Source organism: Bradyrhizobium sp. MI1.10, from assembly GCF_055811035.1.
In genome coordinates, this window is sequence record NZ_JBVVPN010000002.1 from 1 (window position 1) to 16,900 (window position 16,900).

The 16,900-nt window shown below is 64.0% G+C and carries 17 protein-coding genes and 1 tRNA gene; 13 read left to right on the forward strand and 5 right to left on the reverse strand.

What is annotated here, in order from left to right; translation table 11 throughout:
• Positions 1-578 precede the first annotated feature (578 nt).
• The 4 genes from AC0L3K_RS02085 (at position 579) to AC0L3K_RS02100 (ending at position 4,169) form a co-directional block, all read left to right on the forward strand.
• Positions 579-824, forward strand: a complete 246-nt coding sequence (locus tag AC0L3K_RS02085) for a hypothetical protein (RefSeq protein WP_007603317.1) — start codon at positions 579-581, stop codon at positions 822-824.
• Between the two features lie 143 nt (positions 825-967).
• Positions 968-1,720, forward strand: a complete 753-nt coding sequence (locus AC0L3K_RS02090; protein ID WP_051058558.1) for a M15 family metallopeptidase — start codon at positions 968-970, stop codon at positions 1,718-1,720.
• A 20-nt stretch (positions 1,721-1,740) separates the two neighbouring features.
• On the forward strand, positions 1,741-3,384 hold the full coding sequence (locus AC0L3K_RS02095) for an acyl-CoA dehydrogenase family protein (protein ID WP_219684740.1): 1,644 nt from the start codon (positions 1,741-1,743) through the stop codon (positions 3,382-3,384).
• A 23-nt stretch (positions 3,385-3,407) separates the two neighbouring features.
• Complete coding sequence (locus AC0L3K_RS02100) at positions 3,408-4,169, forward strand: CPBP family intramembrane glutamic endopeptidase (protein ID WP_354128567.1); 762 nt, start codon at positions 3,408-3,410, stop codon at positions 4,167-4,169.
• Here the strand turns inward: AC0L3K_RS02100 and AC0L3K_RS02105 are convergent.
• The 4 genes from AC0L3K_RS02105 to AC0L3K_RS02120 form a co-directional block, all read right to left on the reverse strand.
• The gene (locus tag AC0L3K_RS02105) at positions 4,166-5,089 is read right to left on the reverse strand and encodes an AEC family transporter (RefSeq protein ID WP_007603326.1); all 924 of its coding nucleotides are present in this window, start codon (positions 5,087-5,089) and stop codon (positions 4,166-4,168) included. The genes AC0L3K_RS02100 and AC0L3K_RS02105 overlap by 4 nt on opposite strands.
• 3 nt (positions 5,090-5,092) lie before the next feature.
• Complete coding sequence (gene ruvX / locus AC0L3K_RS02110) at positions 5,093-5,584, reverse strand: Holliday junction resolvase RuvX (RefSeq protein ID WP_007603328.1); 492 nt, start codon at positions 5,582-5,584, stop codon at positions 5,093-5,095.
• Between the two features lie 66 nt (positions 5,585-5,650).
• Positions 5,651-6,289 (reverse strand): hypothetical protein, encoded by a 639-nt coding sequence (locus tag AC0L3K_RS02115; RefSeq protein WP_219684737.1) that lies wholly within the window; start codon positions 6,287-6,289, stop codon positions 5,651-5,653.
• 386 nt (positions 6,290-6,675) lie between these two features.
• Positions 6,676-7,566 carry a LysR family transcriptional regulator gene (locus tag AC0L3K_RS02120; protein ID WP_219684736.1) on the reverse strand — a complete coding sequence of 297 codons (891 nt, stop codon included), beginning with the start codon at positions 7,564-7,566 and terminating at the stop codon, positions 6,676-6,678.
• Between the two features lie 95 nt (positions 7,567-7,661).
• Here AC0L3K_RS02120 and AC0L3K_RS02125 point away from each other — a divergent pair, with 95 nt between their 5' ends.
• From AC0L3K_RS02125 to AC0L3K_RS02165, 9 genes are all read left to right on the forward strand, one after another.
• Complete coding sequence (locus AC0L3K_RS02125) at positions 7,662-8,636, forward strand: NAD(P)H-dependent flavin oxidoreductase (RefSeq protein ID WP_219684735.1); 975 nt, start codon at positions 7,662-7,664, stop codon at positions 8,634-8,636.
• A gap of 17 nt (positions 8,637-8,653) precedes the next feature.
• A complete protein-coding gene (locus AC0L3K_RS02130) occupies positions 8,654-9,730 on the forward strand; it encodes an NAD(P)H-dependent flavin oxidoreductase (protein WP_219684734.1) in 1,077 nt (358 codons plus the stop codon).
• 77 nt (positions 9,731-9,807) lie between these two features.
• On the forward strand, positions 9,808-10,095 hold the full coding sequence (gene gatC / locus AC0L3K_RS02135; RefSeq protein ID WP_007603335.1) for an Asp-tRNA(Asn)/Glu-tRNA(Gln) amidotransferase subunit GatC: 288 nt from the start codon (positions 9,808-9,810) through the stop codon (positions 10,093-10,095).
• Positions 10,096-10,178: 83 nt separating this feature from the next.
• Positions 10,179-10,391: a hypothetical protein gene (locus tag AC0L3K_RS02140; RefSeq protein ID WP_007603337.1), complete on the forward strand. Its 213-nt coding sequence runs from the start codon at positions 10,179-10,181 to the stop codon at positions 10,389-10,391.
• A complete protein-coding gene (gene gatA / locus AC0L3K_RS02145) occupies positions 10,388-11,863 on the forward strand; it encodes an Asp-tRNA(Asn)/Glu-tRNA(Gln) amidotransferase subunit GatA (protein WP_219684733.1) in 1,476 nt (491 codons plus the stop codon). The genes AC0L3K_RS02140 and gatA overlap by 4 nt, the downstream gene beginning before the upstream one ends.
• Entirely contained in the window at positions 11,854-12,159 is a 306-nt protein-coding gene (locus AC0L3K_RS02150; RefSeq protein WP_219684732.1) for a hypothetical protein, read from the forward strand. The genes gatA and AC0L3K_RS02150 overlap by 10 nt, the downstream gene beginning before the upstream one ends.
• The gene (locus tag AC0L3K_RS02155) at positions 12,156-13,052 is read left to right on the forward strand and encodes a class I SAM-dependent methyltransferase (protein ID WP_219684731.1); all 897 of its coding nucleotides are present in this window, start codon (positions 12,156-12,158) and stop codon (positions 13,050-13,052) included. The genes AC0L3K_RS02150 and AC0L3K_RS02155 overlap by 4 nt, the downstream gene beginning before the upstream one ends.
• Positions 13,049-14,533 carry an Asp-tRNA(Asn)/Glu-tRNA(Gln) amidotransferase subunit GatB gene (gene gatB / locus AC0L3K_RS02160; protein WP_007603352.1) on the forward strand — a complete coding sequence of 495 codons (1,485 nt, stop codon included), beginning with the start codon at positions 13,049-13,051 and terminating at the stop codon, positions 14,531-14,533. The genes AC0L3K_RS02155 and gatB overlap by 4 nt, the downstream gene beginning before the upstream one ends.
• Before the next feature lie 1,704 nt (positions 14,534-16,237).
• Complete coding sequence (locus AC0L3K_RS02165; protein WP_219684721.1) at positions 16,238-16,504, forward strand: hypothetical protein; 267 nt, start codon at positions 16,238-16,240, stop codon at positions 16,502-16,504.
• Between the two features lie 154 nt (positions 16,505-16,658).
• Here AC0L3K_RS02165 and AC0L3K_RS02170 read toward each other — a convergent pair.
• A tRNA-Ser gene (locus AC0L3K_RS02170) sits at positions 16,659-16,751 on the reverse strand.
• Positions 16,752-16,900 lie beyond the last annotated feature (149 nt).

Below are 16,900 nucleotides of genomic sequence, written 5' to 3' on the forward strand. Positions count from 1 at the left end.
CGGGCGGCCGCGCAACGGCCCTCGAGGCCCAGCAATTGCCGGGGACCGTGGACGACGGTCGATTGCGAGGTCATTAACGCGCGAGCTATCGGGGGGGAGGGCGGGGGGGGAACGGGCCAATGCCGGGGCGGGGAGTTATCCCCCGATCTGTACCTCGTCGTCAGTCCAAGGCGAGGCGAAGCAAGAGCAGCGCAATCGGCAAATCCGGAGCGCCATCGCACGCCGGTGACCTGCCGAGGCAGTTATGGCCCAAGCAGGATGGCCCTGTATTTCGATCCTGAGGCCCTACATCTTTTGGGTTTCTCGGATATGTTCAGCAATCCAAAAGCGAGCTGGATACGCAATCAATGACGTCCGACGATATCCCGCAACGAACACCTCAATCTCATTGCCAACTGGCTCAATACATTGGCTGCAGCCATCATGACGGCCGGAACCTTCGTGCCCGCGGCTCAGTTCATCTTCAACATTCTGCCGCCAGGCACGGACACCGGTCTATTGATTGGGATCGGTACGGTTTGCGTCGTGTTCGGTTTCGCCGTACACTTGGCTGGACACGTTTTCCTGGGAGGTCTCCGATGACCACCAACCAAGTGATCGCCTTGCTTTTCCCGGTAGGGGTCACGGTAGGTGCCGTGCTTACGGGATGGCTGGCGAAGAAACTCTGGGTGGATCGCAAGCCGGAGATCGTCGGTTCAACCCACGTTGACGAGGACATTCTCTCGGCCCTGGGCGAGGCGGAGCGTGCGATCCAGAAAGCCGAGAAAGGCATGCGGGTAAAGGCTTCAGAACCTCTACCGAGGCATCTCTCGCCGCAGCCGTAGGCCAGATCGAGCGAAACGCAGCGTGGTTCGCCGAATTGGTCAAGTTTCATCGGTTCAATGACGCCAGCGTTCGCGCGATCGAGCCACGTGACTTCGAGTTCGCTCTTGTGCTCGCGTCCGAGACTGGGGGAGTTCGAACGCTTTTGGCCAAATCGATTCTGACTGCGCTTGTTGCAATTCTGTCGACCTCATACGTTCACGCCCAATCGCTCCCGGGCGGTTTCGTCTATTTGCACGACATCGATCCCAGCATCATCCAGGACATTCGCTACGCCACCTCGAACAATTTCGTCGGCCGTCCGCTCGCCGGCTACGGGGCCGGCGAGTGCGTGGTGAAGCGGGAGGTTGGGCTGCGGCTGAAAGCGGTGCAGCAGGAACTGGCGGCGCAAAATCTCTCGCTGAAGATGTTCGACTGCTACCGGCCGGCGCGGGCCTCGCTCGACATGGTCAGGTGGTCGCAGAACGGCCACGAGACGGCCGCCGAGCGGCGCTACAATCCCAAAATTCCCAAGACCGAGCTGTTCCGCCTCGGCTACATCGCAAGCCGCTCGCAGCATTCGACGGGGGCGGCGCTCGATCTCACGCTGGTCGATCTCAAGGCGGACAATTCAGGCAAATACGACCCGTCAAAGGCCTACGCTGATTGCACGGCGCCGGTCGAGGCGCGACTGCCGGAGGGCAGCGTCGACATGGGCACCGGCTATGACTGCACCGACGTGAAAGGGCACACCGCCGGACCGACGATCAGTCCGGATCAGCGCGCCTGGCGCAAGCGGCTGGTGGCTGCGATGGCGAGGCAAGGCTTTGTGAACTATGCGAAGGAGTGGTGGCACTTTTCACTGCCGGGGGCGGGAGGGGCGGCCTATGATTTCCCGATCCAGCCGCGGCGGAACTGATTCCGCGCCGAGGACACGAGATGACCCAGCCCAGCTTCGCGACCCACGAGGTCTTCAACCAGTCACCGCCGTTCGAGGACGTCGATCTGTTCGCCGCGGACCAGCCGCTGGTCGCGGCGGTCAGGACCAATGGCGCTGCGGCCGCGGAACCGGAGCTCTCGGAGTTCGGCAAGCATTGGGGCTCGGCAGCGATGGCCGATCGGGGGCGCGTCGCGAACGAGAACACGCCGAAGCTGCGCACCTTCGATGCCAAGGGCAATCGGCGCGACCAGGTCGAGTTTCATCCGGCCTATCATGAACTGATGGCCCACAGCGCCCGTGCCGGCGTGCACAATTCGACTTGGACCGCGGATGGAAGACCCGCGGGCGATGCCGCGGAGGTCATCCGCGCGGCAAAATTCTACATGGCCGCGCAGGTCGAGACCGGCCATCTCTGCCCGATCACGATGACGCGCGCCTCCGTGGCGGCGCTGGCGATGCAGCCTGATCTGCTCGCCAAGGTGATGCCGGTGCTGTCGACGAAAAGCTACGATCCCAGCTTTGCGCCGTGGTGGGAGAAGCGCGGTATGACGCTCGGCATGGGCATGACCGAGAAGCAGGGCGGCACCGACGTGCGCGCCAACATGACGCGCGCGGTGCGCGACGGAGGCGCCTACCGCATCACCGGCCACAAATGGTTCATGTCGGCGCCGATGTGCGACGCCTTCCTGGTGCTGGCCCAGGCAGACCAGGGACTGACCTGTTTCTTCATGCCGCGCTTCGCGCCGGATGGGTCGGTGAACGCGATCCAGTTCCAGCGGCTGAAGGACAAGCTCGGCAACCGCTCCAATGCGTCGTCCGAAGTCGAGTTCGTCGGTGCCTATGCGGAAGCCGTCGGCGACGAGGGCAAGGGCATCCGCACCATCATCCAGATGGTGCAACTGACGCGGCAGGATTGCGCGATCGCCTCGGTCGGCTTGATGCGCTCGGGGCTCGCCCACGCGCTGCATCACGCCCGGCACCGCAGCGTGTTTCAGAAACGTCTGGCCGATCAGCCGCTGATGCAAGCCGTACTCTCGGACATGGCGCTCCATGTGGAGGCGAGCACGGCGTTGGTGATGCGGCTCTGTCGCGCCTTCGATCGGACGCCGTACGATCCGGCGGAGGCCGCCTACATGCCGCTGCTGACGCCTGCGATCAAATACTGGACCTGCAAGAGCGCGCCGCCGTTCCTCTACGAAGCCATGGAATGCCTCGGCGGCAACGGCTATGTCGAGGACGGCATTCTGGCGCGCCACTACCGGGAGGCTCCCGTCAACGCCATCTGGGAGGGCTCGGGCAACGTGATGTGCCTCGACGTGCTGCGCGCGCTGTCGCGCGAGCCGGAGGCGGCGATGGCGGTGCTGCAAGCGCTTGCTGCCGAAACGAACGGTCTGCCAGGGGCAGGCGAGGCCGTCTCGTTCATCGGCAAGACCTTCCGGCGCGCGGACGGCGAGCGCGTTGCCCGCCTTGCGGTCGAGAAGCTGGCGCTGCTTGCGGCCGCCGCCGCGCTCAACGGCGTGTCGCCGCGCCAAGCCGAACTGTTCTCCGCCACACGCCTCGCCGCCAATCACGCCAGCATGTACGGCGCGGTCGAGCTCGAGAGCGGCGATGTGCGCGCGCTGCTGGAGCGGGCGCTGCCGTGAGCCTCTCAAACGAAAGCGCTTTAATGGACTCCCTCAATCCCGATCATCCTCCGCTCATCGAGACGCCGGCGCCGCGGGTCTGGAAATTCTGGGGCACGGCGCTGTGGGGCATCGCTATCTTCGCAGCCATGTTCGTCGGGCAGATCGGGGCCATCGTCTATCTGGTCTGGGTCGCCCGCGACCCTATCGACCTCGCATCACTGCAGCACGTCGGTGGCGAGCCGGCGTCGCTCGCGTTTTCGGTCACGATGGGCCTGCCGGCGACGCTGGCCGCCGTGTGGCTGGCCATCCGCATCAAGAAGGCGTCCTTCGTCGACTATCTCGCGTTGTATTGGCCGTCATGGAAGCAACTCCTGTTCGGCGCCGTCGGGCTGATTCTGATCGTGGTGGCCTGGGAGACGATGTCGCGGAGTCTCGGCCGCGAGGCGACGCCGGGCTTCATGACCGATCTGTTGAAATCCGGCCGTGACAAGGACGCCGCCGTGATGCTGCTGTTCGCCTTCAGCGTGGCGGCGCCGATGTCCGAAGAGGTTTTGGCGCGCGGCTTCCTCTACCGCGGCTGGTCGGCGAGCTTCCTGCGCGTCCCCGGCGCGATCATCCTGTCGTCGCTGCTGTGGACCGTCGTGCACCTGCAATACGACCTGTACTTCCTCGCCGAGGTCTTCTCCATCGGCCTCTGGTTCGGCTACATGCGCTATCGCAGCAACTCACTGTGGCTCACGATCGTGCTGCATGCGCTGAACAATCTGACGGCGGTGGTGCTGACGATGTGGTTGGGGAGTTAGGCCACCAGCGCGATCGCGATCGGCATCGTGATCGCCGCCAAAATCGTCTGCAGCGTGATGATCTGCGCCAGTAGCGGGGCATCGCCGCCCATCTGGCGGGCCAGCACATAGGCGCTGGTCGAGGTCGGCACCGCGGCGCAGATCGCGACGATCGCGAGACTGTCGCCGGACAGTCCGAACCAGACGGCGAGCCCCAGCGCGATCACGGGCATCAGCACCAGCTTGAACACCACGCCGATAGCGGCGCCCGTGCTGGGGCGGAGCAGGCCTTCAAGATGCAGGCCGGCGCCGGTGACGAGCAGGCCGATGGCGAGCGAGGAGCGGCCAAGTGCATCTGCCACCTCATGCCAGATCTTCGGCAACGGCAGATGGACGACGTTGATGACGAGGCCGATCACGCAGGCCCAAATCAGGGGATTGCGAACAACCGTCATGACAACGGTGCGCGCGGATTGCTTCTTCGGCGCTGCGTAGTGGGCGAGCACCGCGACGCTGAGGACGTTGACCAGCGGAATGATCGCCACCATCGCGACGGAGGCGAGCGCCAGCCCGACCTCGCCGAACATATTGGCGGAGACGGACAGCGCCACATAGGTCTGCCAGCGGATCGCGCCCTGGAAGATCGAGGTGAAGGCGGGGCCGTCGATATCGAGCCGCGACAGGGCCGGGCGGAGCGCGAGGCAGAGCAGCGACATCGCGAGCGCCGAGAGCAGCAGCGCGCCGCCGACGCCTGCGACCGGGACCTTGGACAGGTCGGCCTTCACCAGCGTCTGGATCAGCAGCATCGGAAACAGCACGAAATAGGTCAGCCGCTCCAGCCCGTTCCATTGCGTATCGAGCCGCATCAGCGTGCGCTTTAGCACCACGCCGAGCACGATCAGGATAAAGACGGGGAGGAGCGCCGCGATCACGACGGCCATGGATCAGTCAGGCCCCGGGGCTGCGCGCAGATTGGCGAGGCGGTCGAGCGCGCCTTGCAGGATGAAGATCGCGGCGTGCTCGTCGATCACTTCGGCGCGCTTGGCGCGGCTGACGTCCATGCCGATCAATTCGCGCTCGACCGCGGCAGTCGATAGACGCTCATCCCAGAGGCCGATCGGCAGCGCGGTCAGGCCAGCGAGGTTGCGGGCAAACGCCCGGGTCGATTGCGCGCGCGGGCCCTCGCTGCCGTCCATGTTGATGGGCAGGCCGAGCACGAAGCCGACGGCCTTGCGTTCACTGGCAATCGCGAGCAGCCGGGCGGCATCCTGCTTGAACGCCTTGCGCTGGATGGTCTCGACGCCGGTCGCCAACCGGCGGTCCGGATTGGACACGGCAACGCCAATGGTCTTGGTACCCAGATCAAGGCCGACCAAGCCGCCGCGTTCCGGCCAGTGGGTTGCAGCATCGACGAGAGGCAGGATAAGAGCCGGCATGGGACTAGCGCATATCACGCGTCGCGCTGCGGTGCTACAAAATGGAAAAGCCGCACGAAAGGCGGCTCAGACGGCGACGATGCGCCCCTTAATTGCGAATAGATCGGGCGGCTCATAGCGCCTGAATTGCTCTGCAACCTCCAAGCCCGGTGGCGGCTCACCAATCACCGAGCTCTCTTCCCGTATCTGGAATCCTGCCTCGCGGAATAGTCGCAAGTAGTCGCTGTGGCGCAGCCGATTGACGTACTGCTTGCCACTGTTGAACGGTCGCCACTGTTCATCCGAATAGCGGAGGAAGTTCAGTCTCGAAACTGACTTGTCCGACCTGGCATAATGGTCGCTATAGTCGATTGAATGCGTCGTGAGGCCATTGGTGACGGCGCGCAATCCCTTGAGAAGGGTTACAAGCTGGTCTGCCGGCACGTGCTCCAGAACCTCGTTCGAGCAGGAGCAATCCACTTTCGTTCCGTCATCGTTCACATAGTAAGGGGCCCGATACTCAATCCCCGACCGCGCAAGGTCATCCCAAGTCTCGAACTTGCCGCCGAGCCTGCTTCCTGCATGCCGGATCAGATCTAGCTTCGCCAGCCGCTCGACGTCGCATGCGATGATCTTCGGCACGCCAAGCGCCCTGAGGGCGATAGGAACGGCCAGATCGCGTCCGGCGCCGATTTCCAAGACCGATCCAGGAAGCGCATCGCTCACGGCACTGTAGTCCGCTACAACGCGCCGGGCGATTCCGGCAAGAGCATCAAGCGTAGCATCTCGGCGAGGCCAGGTGGCGCTGCAAGAAGTAGTGCGCCTGAGCCCCGCCGGGGAGATCGAGCGCACGGAACGCAAGTGCTTTAAGCCGCCAATCCATGGCCTTGCCCTACTATGGGTCGAACGAATTGTCGAGGAGACCGAGTTGCGGGGGCTGCCGGGATCGCATGTTCGCCGTGACGGCGATGCTGGTCCCTGGAACACCGCAGCCAATGGTTCGTGGTGCTGTTCGCCATGTCCTGCGTGCCCGGTTCGGCTTAAGGCTTCCTGCAAGGGGCCTAGCCGTTCGACGTGGTCGAGGCGATCTGGGCCACTGCGGCGCTGGGGTCTCAGGCCGCGATGAATTCGTCGTCCTGCTTCAGGCAGGCGGAAAACCCGTTCAGCGCGCTGGTTTGATGTCCGGCACGACGCTGGATGAAGAGCGTCTCGACCTGCGCGTGCGAATGGCTCAGCGCGTGCATCGACACGCTGCCATTGATCGCGCTGCGTTCGACCACGGCGCGCGGCAGCAGCGTCACACCCATATCGGCGGCGACACAGCCGATCATGCCGTCGAGCGTGCCGAGCTCGAAGCGTGCGGCTGACGGCCAGCCGAACTCGACAAAGATCTGTTCCAGCCGCTGCCGGTAGGTGCAGCCAGTGCGGAACGTCAGCGCGGTCGGGCCGGATTCCGGCGTGCCGGCACGCAACTCGGCGAGCGTGGCCCAGCGCCGCGCACTGACCAGCACCAGCTCTTCGCGGAACGCGCTTGTCGCGGTGAGATCGGCATGCGCGATCGGACCTGCGACGAAGGCGCCGTCGAGCGTGCCTTCGAGCACGCACGCTACGAGGTCGGCGGTGGGCGCGGTGCGCAGGCTCAGCCGGACGGCGGGAAAGCGGCGATGAAAATCGGCCAGCAGCGGCGGCAGCCGCACCGCCGCGGTCGTTTCCATCGAGCCGATCGCGAGCGGTCCCTTGGGCTCGCCGTCGTCGCAGGCCGCGAGCACGGCCTCGCGCGCGAGCGCGGACATCCGTTGCGCGTAAGGCAACAGCCTTTTGCCCGCGCCCGTCAGGGTCATGCCGCGGCTATGGCGTTCGAACAGCGGTGTACCGATCTCCGCCTCCAGCGCCTTCACGCGCTGGGTCACGTTCGACTGCACCGTGTTGAGCTCTTCGGCCGCGCGGGTGATGCCGCCGGTGCGGGCGACGGCAGCGAAGGTCTGGATGTCGCTGAGTTCCATAATATCGTTTCTCTTTTGAGATGGTAGCGTTCGTTAGAATTCAATTTTAGAGAATGGTATTCTGGACTAATGTTCGTGTCGAGAGCGGAGGAGCCATGCCGATCATCACGCCGCTGACCCAGCTCCTGGGGATCAAACATCCGATCCTGCTGGCTCCAATGGACACGATCGCCGGCAGCCGGCTGACGCGGGCGGTCAGCGAGGCCGGCGGCTTCGGGATCCTGGGTGGTGGCTACGGCGATCAGGAGCGGCTCGAGGCCGAGACCAGGCAACTGAGCGGCTCTGCTTCGTTCGGTATCGGCTTCATCACCTGGAGCCTCGCAAAAAAACCAAGACTTCTCGACATCGCACTCGACGCCAATCCGCAAGCGATCATGCTGTCATTCGGCGATCCCGCGCCATTTGCAGCGCGCATCAGGACGTGCGGGGTGCGCTTGATCTGCCAGGTGCAGAGCGAGGACATGGCGAAGCAGGCGCTCGACGCCGGTGCGGACATCCTGATCGCGCAGGGTACCGAAGCCGGCGGCCACGGCGCATCGCGCACCACCGTCGATATCGTACCTGCGATCGTCGATCTCGCGGCCGGGCGGGTGCCGGTGGTTGCCGCCGGCGGAATTGCCGATGGTCGCGGGCTGGCCGCAATGATGATGCTGGGCGCCTCCGGCGTGCTGATCGGCACGCGCTTCTATGCCAGCGTGGAGGCCAATGGCGCGGAGGAAGCCAAGCAGCGCATTCGCGACGCTGATCCCAATGACACGGTGCGCGGCGTCATCGTCGACTGGTCGCGCAGCCTGTTCTGGCCGGCCCCGTTCACCGCGCGAACGCTGGTCAACGATCATATCAGGCGCTGGACGGGCCGCGAGATCGAGCTGATGCAGCGCGCCGCCGAGGTGACCGTCGAATATGCCGCGGCAAAGGCCGCGGGCAATTTCGAGGTCGCCGCGGTCTTTGCCGGCGAGGCTGTCGGCCTGATCCATGATATTCCGTCCGCCGCCGAAATCGTCGAACGGATTGCGACCGAGGCCGAGCAACTGCTAACCGGCCGGCGAAATTCCAGCGTGTCCGCCTAAACTGCGAGAGAACAACCATGTGGCCGAACCGTCGACTGATCGATCTCTTCAAGACCGAATTCCCGATCGTGCTGGCGCCGATGGCTGGCGTGATGGACGCGGAGCTGGTGATCGCCGTTGCGCAAGGCGGGGGGCTCGGCTCGCTACCGAGCGCGATGCTGTCGCCGGACAAGGCACGCGAGCAGGTCAACATCATCCGGCAGCGCGTCTCCGCGCCGGTGAACATGAATTTCTTCTGCCACACACCGGTCGAGCTCACAGCCGAGGCGGAGGCGCGCTGGAAGCAGCGCCTCGCGGGCTACTACAATGAGCATGGCCTCGATCCCGCCGCACCCATCAATGCCGCGAACCGCGCGCCGTTCGACGCCGGCTTCTGCGAGGTCGTGGAGGAGCTGAAGCCCGAGATCGTCAGCTTCCACTTCGGCCTGCCGGAGGCCGCGCTGCTCAAGCGGGTCAAGGCGGCCGGATGTCTCGTCATCTCCTCGGCGACCACGGTGAGGGAAGCGGTCTGGCTCGAGCAGCACGGCGCTGACGCGGTGATCGCACAAGGCGCGGAGGCCGGCGGTCATCGTGGCATGTTCCTGACCGACAAGATCTCGGAACAGCCCGGCACCTTCGCGCTGGTGCCGCAGGTGGTCGACGCGGTGAAGGTCCCGGTGATTGCGGCCGGCGGCGTTGCGGATGGCCGCGGCATTGCAGCCGCCTTCGCGCTCGGCGCGGCCGGCGTGCAGATCGGGAGTGCCTATCTGCGCTGTCCGGAATCCAAAGTCAGTGCAGCGGCACGCGCGGCGCTCGCCGAGGGGCGGGATGATTCCACCGTTATCACCAATGTCATGACCGGGCGGCCGGCGCGCGGCGTCCAGAACCGCCTGATGCGCGAGGCCGGCCCGATTTCGCCGGACGCGCCGCCATTTCCCCATGCCGCAACGGCGCTGGGACCGCTGAAGGCGGCTGCCGAAAAGCAGGGCAGGGTAGATTTCACCAATCTCTGGGCCGGACAGGCGATCGCCCTCGGCCGCGAGGTCCCGGCAGCCGAATTGACCCGGGATCTCGCCAAAACGGCCCTGGCTCGCCTGAAAGCTCTCGCCGGATAGGTCCCCGCCGCCGGTTGCGGCGCAAAAGCGGCCTCTGCTATACGGCACTTAGGTTTTGCCGTGAGAGGCCTTATATAATGTCCGTCGACGCCGCTACCGTCCGCCGCATCGCGCATCTGGCGCGCATTGCGGTTTCCGAGGGCGAGGTTCCGCATCTGCAGGGCGAGCTCAACGCCATGCTCGCCTTTGTCGAGCAGCTCTCGGAGGTCAATGTCGAGGGTGTGGAGCCCATGACCTCGGTCACCCCGATGCAGATGAAGAAGCGGCAGGATTTGGTCAATGACGGCGAGATCGCCGACGATATCGTTGCCAACGCGCCCGCGACCGAAGGTCACTTCTTTCTGGTGCCGAAGGTCGTCGAGTAACTTGCATAGCGTTTTCGAGCGAAGTGGAAGCCGGTTCGCGTAAAGAATACGCGTCAAACTAAAGAGTCTTAGGACGTGGTCCGATGTGCATGCTTTGCGACGACGAGAAGGCCTATCAGGCCTATATGAACTATCTCGACAAGATGGAGCGGCAGGGCAAGGCCGCCGACCCCAATGTCGCCGTCAATGCCGTGCTCGACGAGATCGAGGCGGCGGCCAAAGCGTCCGCCAAAAAAGACGACCCGGCCAACGACAAGTCCCTGTCTCCGTTCTTCTGCAGCCCGATCAATAAATGACCGATTTGACATCGCTGACGCTCGCCGAGGCCCGCAAGGGCCTTGCGGCCAAGACTTTCACGTCCCTCGAGCTGACCGACGCGCATCTGAACGCGATCGAAGCCGCGCGTGTGCTCAATGCTTTCGTCATGGAGACGCCGGACCAGGCGCGGACCATGGCGCGCGAGGCGGACGCCAGGATCGGGAAGGGCGACGCGGGGCCGCTCGCCGGCATTCCGCTCGGCATCAAGGACCTGTTCGCGACGAAGGGCGTGCGCACCACGGCGTGCTCGAAAATCCTCGGCAATTTCGTGCCGACTTACGAGTCCACCATCACCTCGCAGCTGTGGCGCGACGGCGCGGTGATGCTGGGCAAGCTCAACAATGACGAGTTCGCGATGGGCTCGTCGAACGAGACCTCGTGCTTCGGCCCGGTCGGCAATCCCTGGCGGCGCGACGGAAGCAACGCGACGCTGGTGCCGGGCGGCTCGTCTGGCGGCTCGGCCTCCGCCGTGGCCGCGTTGCTCTGCATGGGCGCCACCGCGACCGACACCGGCGGTTCGATCCGCCAGCCGGCGGCGTTCACCGCAACGGTCGGCATCAAGCCGACCTATGGCCGCTGCTCGCGCTGGGGCATCGTCGCCTTTGCCTCCTCGCTCGACCAGGCCGGTCCGATCGCGCGCAGCACGCGCGATGCCGCGATGCTGTTGCGCTCGATGGCCGGCCACGATCCGAAGGACACGACCTCGGTCGACATGGCTGTGCCGGACTACGAGGCCGCGATCGGCAAGTCCGTGAAGGGCATGAAGATCGGCATTCCCAAGGAATACCGGCTCGACGGCATGCCGGCCGAGATCGAAAAGCTTTGGGAAGCGGGCGCGGCCTGGCTGAAAGCGGCAGGAGCCGAACTCGTCGAAGTGTCACTGCCACACACCAAATACGCGTTGCCGGCCTATTACATCGTGGCGCCGGCGGAGGCGTCCTCCAACCTCGCGCGCTATGACGGCGTGCGCTACGGCCTGCGCGAGCAGGGCCGCAACATCAACGAGCTCTACGAGAACACCCGCGCCGAAGGTTTTGGCGCCGAGGTGAAGCGCCGCGTCATGATCGGCAGCTACGTGCTCTCGGCCGGCTACTACGACGCCTATTATTTGCGCGCCCAGAAGGTGCGCACGCTGATCAAGAAGGACTTTGAGGATTGCTTCGCCAAGGGCGTCGACGCGATCCTGACGCCGGCGACGCCGTCGGCGGCCTTCGGCATCGGCGAGAAGGGCGGCGCGGACCCTGTCGAGATGTACCTCAACGACATCTTCACGGTGACGGTGAACATGGCGGGCCTGCCGGGCATCGCGGTGCCCGCCGGCACGGACGCGCAGGGCCTGCCGCTCGGCCTGCAGTTGATCGGCCGTCCCTTCGACGAGGAGACGCTGTTCTCGCTCGGCGAGGTGATCGAGCAGGCCGCCGGCCGCTTCACGCCAGTGAAATGGTGGTGAACATGGCGGCGTTTATCGGCAGCCTCGACGGCGCCGCGCCGCCGCCGGATCTCAGCGCGCCGCTCGCCGCACTGTGGTGGGCCGCCAAAGGCGACTGGGACCAGGCGCACAGAATCGTCCAGGACGAGAGCAGCCGCGAGGCCGCCTGGGTGCACGCCTATCTGCACCGGGTCGAGGGCGACCTCGGCAATGCCGGCTATTGGTACCGCCAGGCTGGCCAGCCCGTGGCCACGGATTCGCTTGAAGCAGAATGGCAGCGCATCGCCGATACGCTGGGTGGGAGTGCATCCGCATGAGCGAGCCTGGTTTCACGGGTCCGAAAGCGAAGCCGGAGGATTTATTCGGCCGTTTTCGCGAGATCGTTTCCGATCCGCTCAACCTCCTGATCGAGCGCGTCCCGATGGCCGGCCTCGTCGAAGGCGACCAGGTCTATCTGCATAACGGCCTGAAGGTTCCGGGCATCGGGCCCGGAGCCTATTACGGACCTTTCAGCAGTGTGCTCATCATCAATCGCGGCGTCCACGAGCCGCTGGAAGAATATGTCTTCCAGGAATTGCTGAAGCGGCTGGGCGAGGCGCCCTCGATGATCGAGCTCGGCGCCTATTGGGGCCACTATTCGATGTGGCTCAAGAAGGCGCGGCCCAAGGCAGAGGTCATCCTGGTCGAGCCGGATCCCGCTTGCCTGAAGACCGGTCAGGATAATTTCGCGCGCAACGGACTGCGGGCCGAATTCGTCAAGGCCTTCGTCGGCAAGGGCAAATTCGAGGTCGACGCCTTCTTCAGGGACAGGAAGATCAAGCATCTCGACATCTTGCATGCCGATATCCAGGCCTTCGAGGTCGAGATGCTGCAAGGCGCGGAGAGCGTGCTCGCCAAGCGCCGCGTCGATTATCTCTTCATCGCAACCCATTCGCAGGCCCTCCATGACGAGGTCGTCGATCGTCTCAAGGCGCACGGCTACCGCGTTGAGATCTCCAGCGATTTCGAGGAGCAGAGCACGTCGTTCGACGGCTTCGTGTTCGCCTCCTCGCCGGAGGTCGACGCGCTGTTCGGAGAGATTGAGGTGATGGGCCGCCGCGAGATCGCGTTGCGCCAGCCGGCCGATGTGCTTCGGTCGCTCAACGGGCTTCTCGAAGCCGGTGAAGCGCGAGCGGTCAAGGGACCAGTAAAGGAACCAGTCAAGCCATGAACGCACCTGCCGCACCCCACAAGCTTCTCAAGGGCTCAACCGGTGACTGGGAGATGGTCATCGGCCTGGAGGTCCACGCTCAGGTGACGTCGAACGCGAAGCTGTTCTCCGGCGCCTCCACCGCGTTCGGCGGCGAACCGAACTCGCATGTGTCGCTGGTCGACGCGGCGATGCCGGGCATGCTGCCCGTCATCAACGAGGAATGCGTCAGACAGGCTGTCCGGACCGGCCTCGGGCTGAACGCGCAGATCAATCTGCGCTCGGTGTTTGACCGCAAGAACTATTTCTATCCGGACTCGCCGCAGGGCTACCAGATCAGCCAGTACAAGTCGCCGATCGTCGGCGAAGGCGAGGTCGTGGTCGAACTGGACGGAGGCAAGACCGCCACGATCGGCATCGAGCGGCTGCATCTGGAGCAGGACGCCGGCAAATTGCTGCACGATCAGTCGCCGACCATGTCCTATGTCGATCTCAACCGCTGCGGCGTGGCGCTGATGGAGATCGTCTCGAAGCCCGACATCCGCGACGCCGAGCAGGCCAAGGCCTATGTGACCAAGCTGCGCTCGATCCTGCGCTATCTCGGCACCTGCGACGGCGACATGGAGAAAGGATCCTTGCGCGCCGACGTCAACGTCTCCGTGCGCAAGCCGGGCGCGCCGCTCGGCACCCGCTGCGAGATCAAGAACATGAACTCGATCACCTTCATCGGCCAGGCGATCGAGTACGAGGCCAGGCGCCAGATCGAAATCCTCGAGGACGGCGGCGCGATCGACCAGGAGACCCGGCTCTACGACCCCAACAAGGGCGAGACGCGGTCGATGCGGTCCAAGGAAGAGGCGCACGACTATCGCTACTTCCCCGATCCCGACCTGCTGCCGCTGGAGTTTTCGCAAAGCTTCGTCGACGAGCTGAAGGCTGAGCTGCCCGAGCTGCCAGACCAGAAGAAGACGCGCTTCGTCGCGGATCTCGGCCTGTCGGCCTACGACGCCAGCGTGCTGGTCGCCGAGCGCGAGAGCGCGGTGTTCTACGAGACCGTGCTGGAGAAGCTCGCCAACCGCGCGCGCGATGGCAAGGTCGCCGCGAACTGGGTGATCAACGAGCTGTTCGGTCGTCTCAACAAGGAAGGCCGGGATATTACGGACTCTCCGGTCGATGCCGCACAGCTCTCCGGGATCATCGACCTGATCGGCGAGGGCACGATCTCCGGCAAGATCGCCAAGGATCTGTTCGAGATCGTCTGGCAGGAGGGCGGCGATCCCCGCGCGCTGGTCGAAAGCCGCGGCATGAAGCAGGTCACGGATCTTTCGGCGATCGAAAAGGTTGTCGACGACATCATCGCGGCCAATCCCGACAAGGCGGCGCAGGTCAAGGACAAGCCGCAGTCACTCGGCTGGTTCGTCGGCCAGGTGATGAAGGCATCCGGCGGCAAGGCCAACCCGCAGAGCGTCAACGAGCTGCTCAAGTCCAAGCTCGGCATCTGACCTCGCGCGTTCGAACGAGGTGACGGACGGGCGTCGTCACCTCGCTTCGGTTCGCGATGCGACGCTCGCGCGCATCCTCGGCGACGAACTTCATCCCGATCGAACGCGATACGCCGACCGAATCGCCGTCACGCGATTCGCGCAAAACGGCGACTTGCACGCGCTCTGACGAGCGTTCGCGCCGTTAATCATGAAAATATTTTCGTTGCCAAAAGTCGCGACTCAGAGTCCGCGAAACGCCTTCGCGAGGCGCTCGCGCGATCGGCAGGATGCATCATTGCAACGATCGCGCGCGATGCGCGCGCGCAAAAAAATACTTTCTGCATAGCGTTTTTCTGCAATCGCATCTCTCGCAAAGGTCGATGCTGCGGGCACTCTCCGCGATCGCAAGCACACGTCATGCAGACCGCTTGCATCGCGTTCGCCAAGCGCAGGCGCGTTGCGTCGTCAACACTTCTTTAAGCGAGACGCTGTTTTTTTCGTTGTGTTGGTGTATTCGGGATGAGTGTGCACTCGATCCCCGACTGCATGCAGCGATTAAGCCATCTCACACATCGGAGGGCAACATGGCCAAGAAAGCTAAGAAGGCAAAGAAGGCGAAGAAGGCGAAGAGCGCAGTGAAGAAGACTGCGAAGAAGACCCGCAAGGTCGCCAAGAAGAAGTAACTTCGCTTTTTGAAGTTGCCGGCTCCTAGAGAGCCGGCACGTCATCAGCGCCTCTCAAAAGGTTCTGGTCGACGATAGAGGGTGTCGGCGAGACATCAGGTCAACGGTCGGATCGTTCTCTTTCGCGGGTTCGCTCGCCAAAGGCCGGTCCGGCAGAAGAAACAAGTTTTCTTCGTTCGTGCGGTTCTCCGTAAGGGGCTCCGCAATTTCACAAGTGGCCTTCGGGCCAACGTGGAAGCTGGTCCTGACGTGTTCGCCGACGCCCTCGTTCTCATGAGGCCGGGGTATTGCCGGCATTCCCATATCCCCACATTGTTGATCTGACCGCGGCATGGCCGTTCTGCCGTTGAGCAGGCGGGTTCGCATATGAGGTCTCAGCGGCGCCTGAGCGAGCGCCTCGTCCTTCGAGACGACCGCTTCGCGGCCTCCTCAGGATGAGGCTCAGCTGCACCCATCTGCGTTGCTGCTGCCGCATCCTCATCCCTCATCCTGAGGGTCCGCCGCAGGCGGGCGTCTCGAAGGATGGCCGCAGTCGAGCTTCCAGCCATATGTTTCTCCATATGCGCGCCCTGCTCGAGCAGGAAGGCTGCGGCGCAATTGCTCGCTGTTCGCGCGCCGCTGGTCCATTCGCGGCGTCATCGCCCGGCTCCGATCGGGCGATCCAGGACGCCGCAGCTTCCCGTGGGACCATTGTCGTCTCAGGAATCCGGTGACGATAGCGGGCGGGATCACCACAGGACGCGCGTCTCCGTGCGCGATGGTTATCGTTCTCCCAAAATCCCAAGGTAAACCGAATCTGACGAATTGCAGAAGTGCCTGCAAAACAGGGACTTCTTGCATTTGTCGCACGCGCCTGGCGCGGGCGCGTTTACGTCTGCTTCATCGCGATACTTAAACTGCCATTCAAATTTGCCCGCCATCATTACCTCCAACAAGCCGGCAAACGGCACGGGCAAGAAGCCTCGGGGATGAGTTGAACAGTTGATTGGACGGGAGCCGGGCTCGGGGGACGGGACGGCACAAAAAAAGGGGATGCGTTATGTTTCAGGGTACTTTCGATCTGGAGACCGCGACGCCGATCGACGCAGACGCGCTGTCGGACGTGCTGTTCGAGCGCGGCCTCTATTGGGCGAGCGGACGCTCCGGTCTCGTCGATCTCGTCGCCGCGCACAAATGGTTCAACCTCGCCGCGCTCAAGGGTCGCAAGGACGCCGTGACGCTGCGCCGGGAAGTCGCCGGGCAGATGTCGGACGCCGATATCTCGGCCGCCCAGCGCGAGGCGAGGGCATGGGTTTCCGCCCACTGAGCGGAGATCACGTCCTGGCCGTCGTTTCGCAGGTGAAAGCTGATTTTCGCTGAATCAGGTTCCCTCGTGCTCCGCCAACCGGATTCGGGGCGGCATGAGGCCACCGTCGCGTGTCAGGTGAAGGAACGCACAGATCTCGGATTCTGCTGCGGGGTGGCGGAGAGGGAGGGATTCGAACCCTCGATACAGCTTGAGACCGTATGACGCTTTAGCAAAGCGTTGCCTTCAGCCACTCGGCCACCTCTCCGGTGCGAGCCTTATGCATCTAATTACTTGGGCTGGTCAATTTGGAAGCGTGTGTTTTTGCTCGAATATTCCCAGCGAATTGCGAAACCAAGCGGCGGGTGGGCTTGAGCGGGGGACAATTGCCTTTGTCACCGACCGATTCTCTCAAGT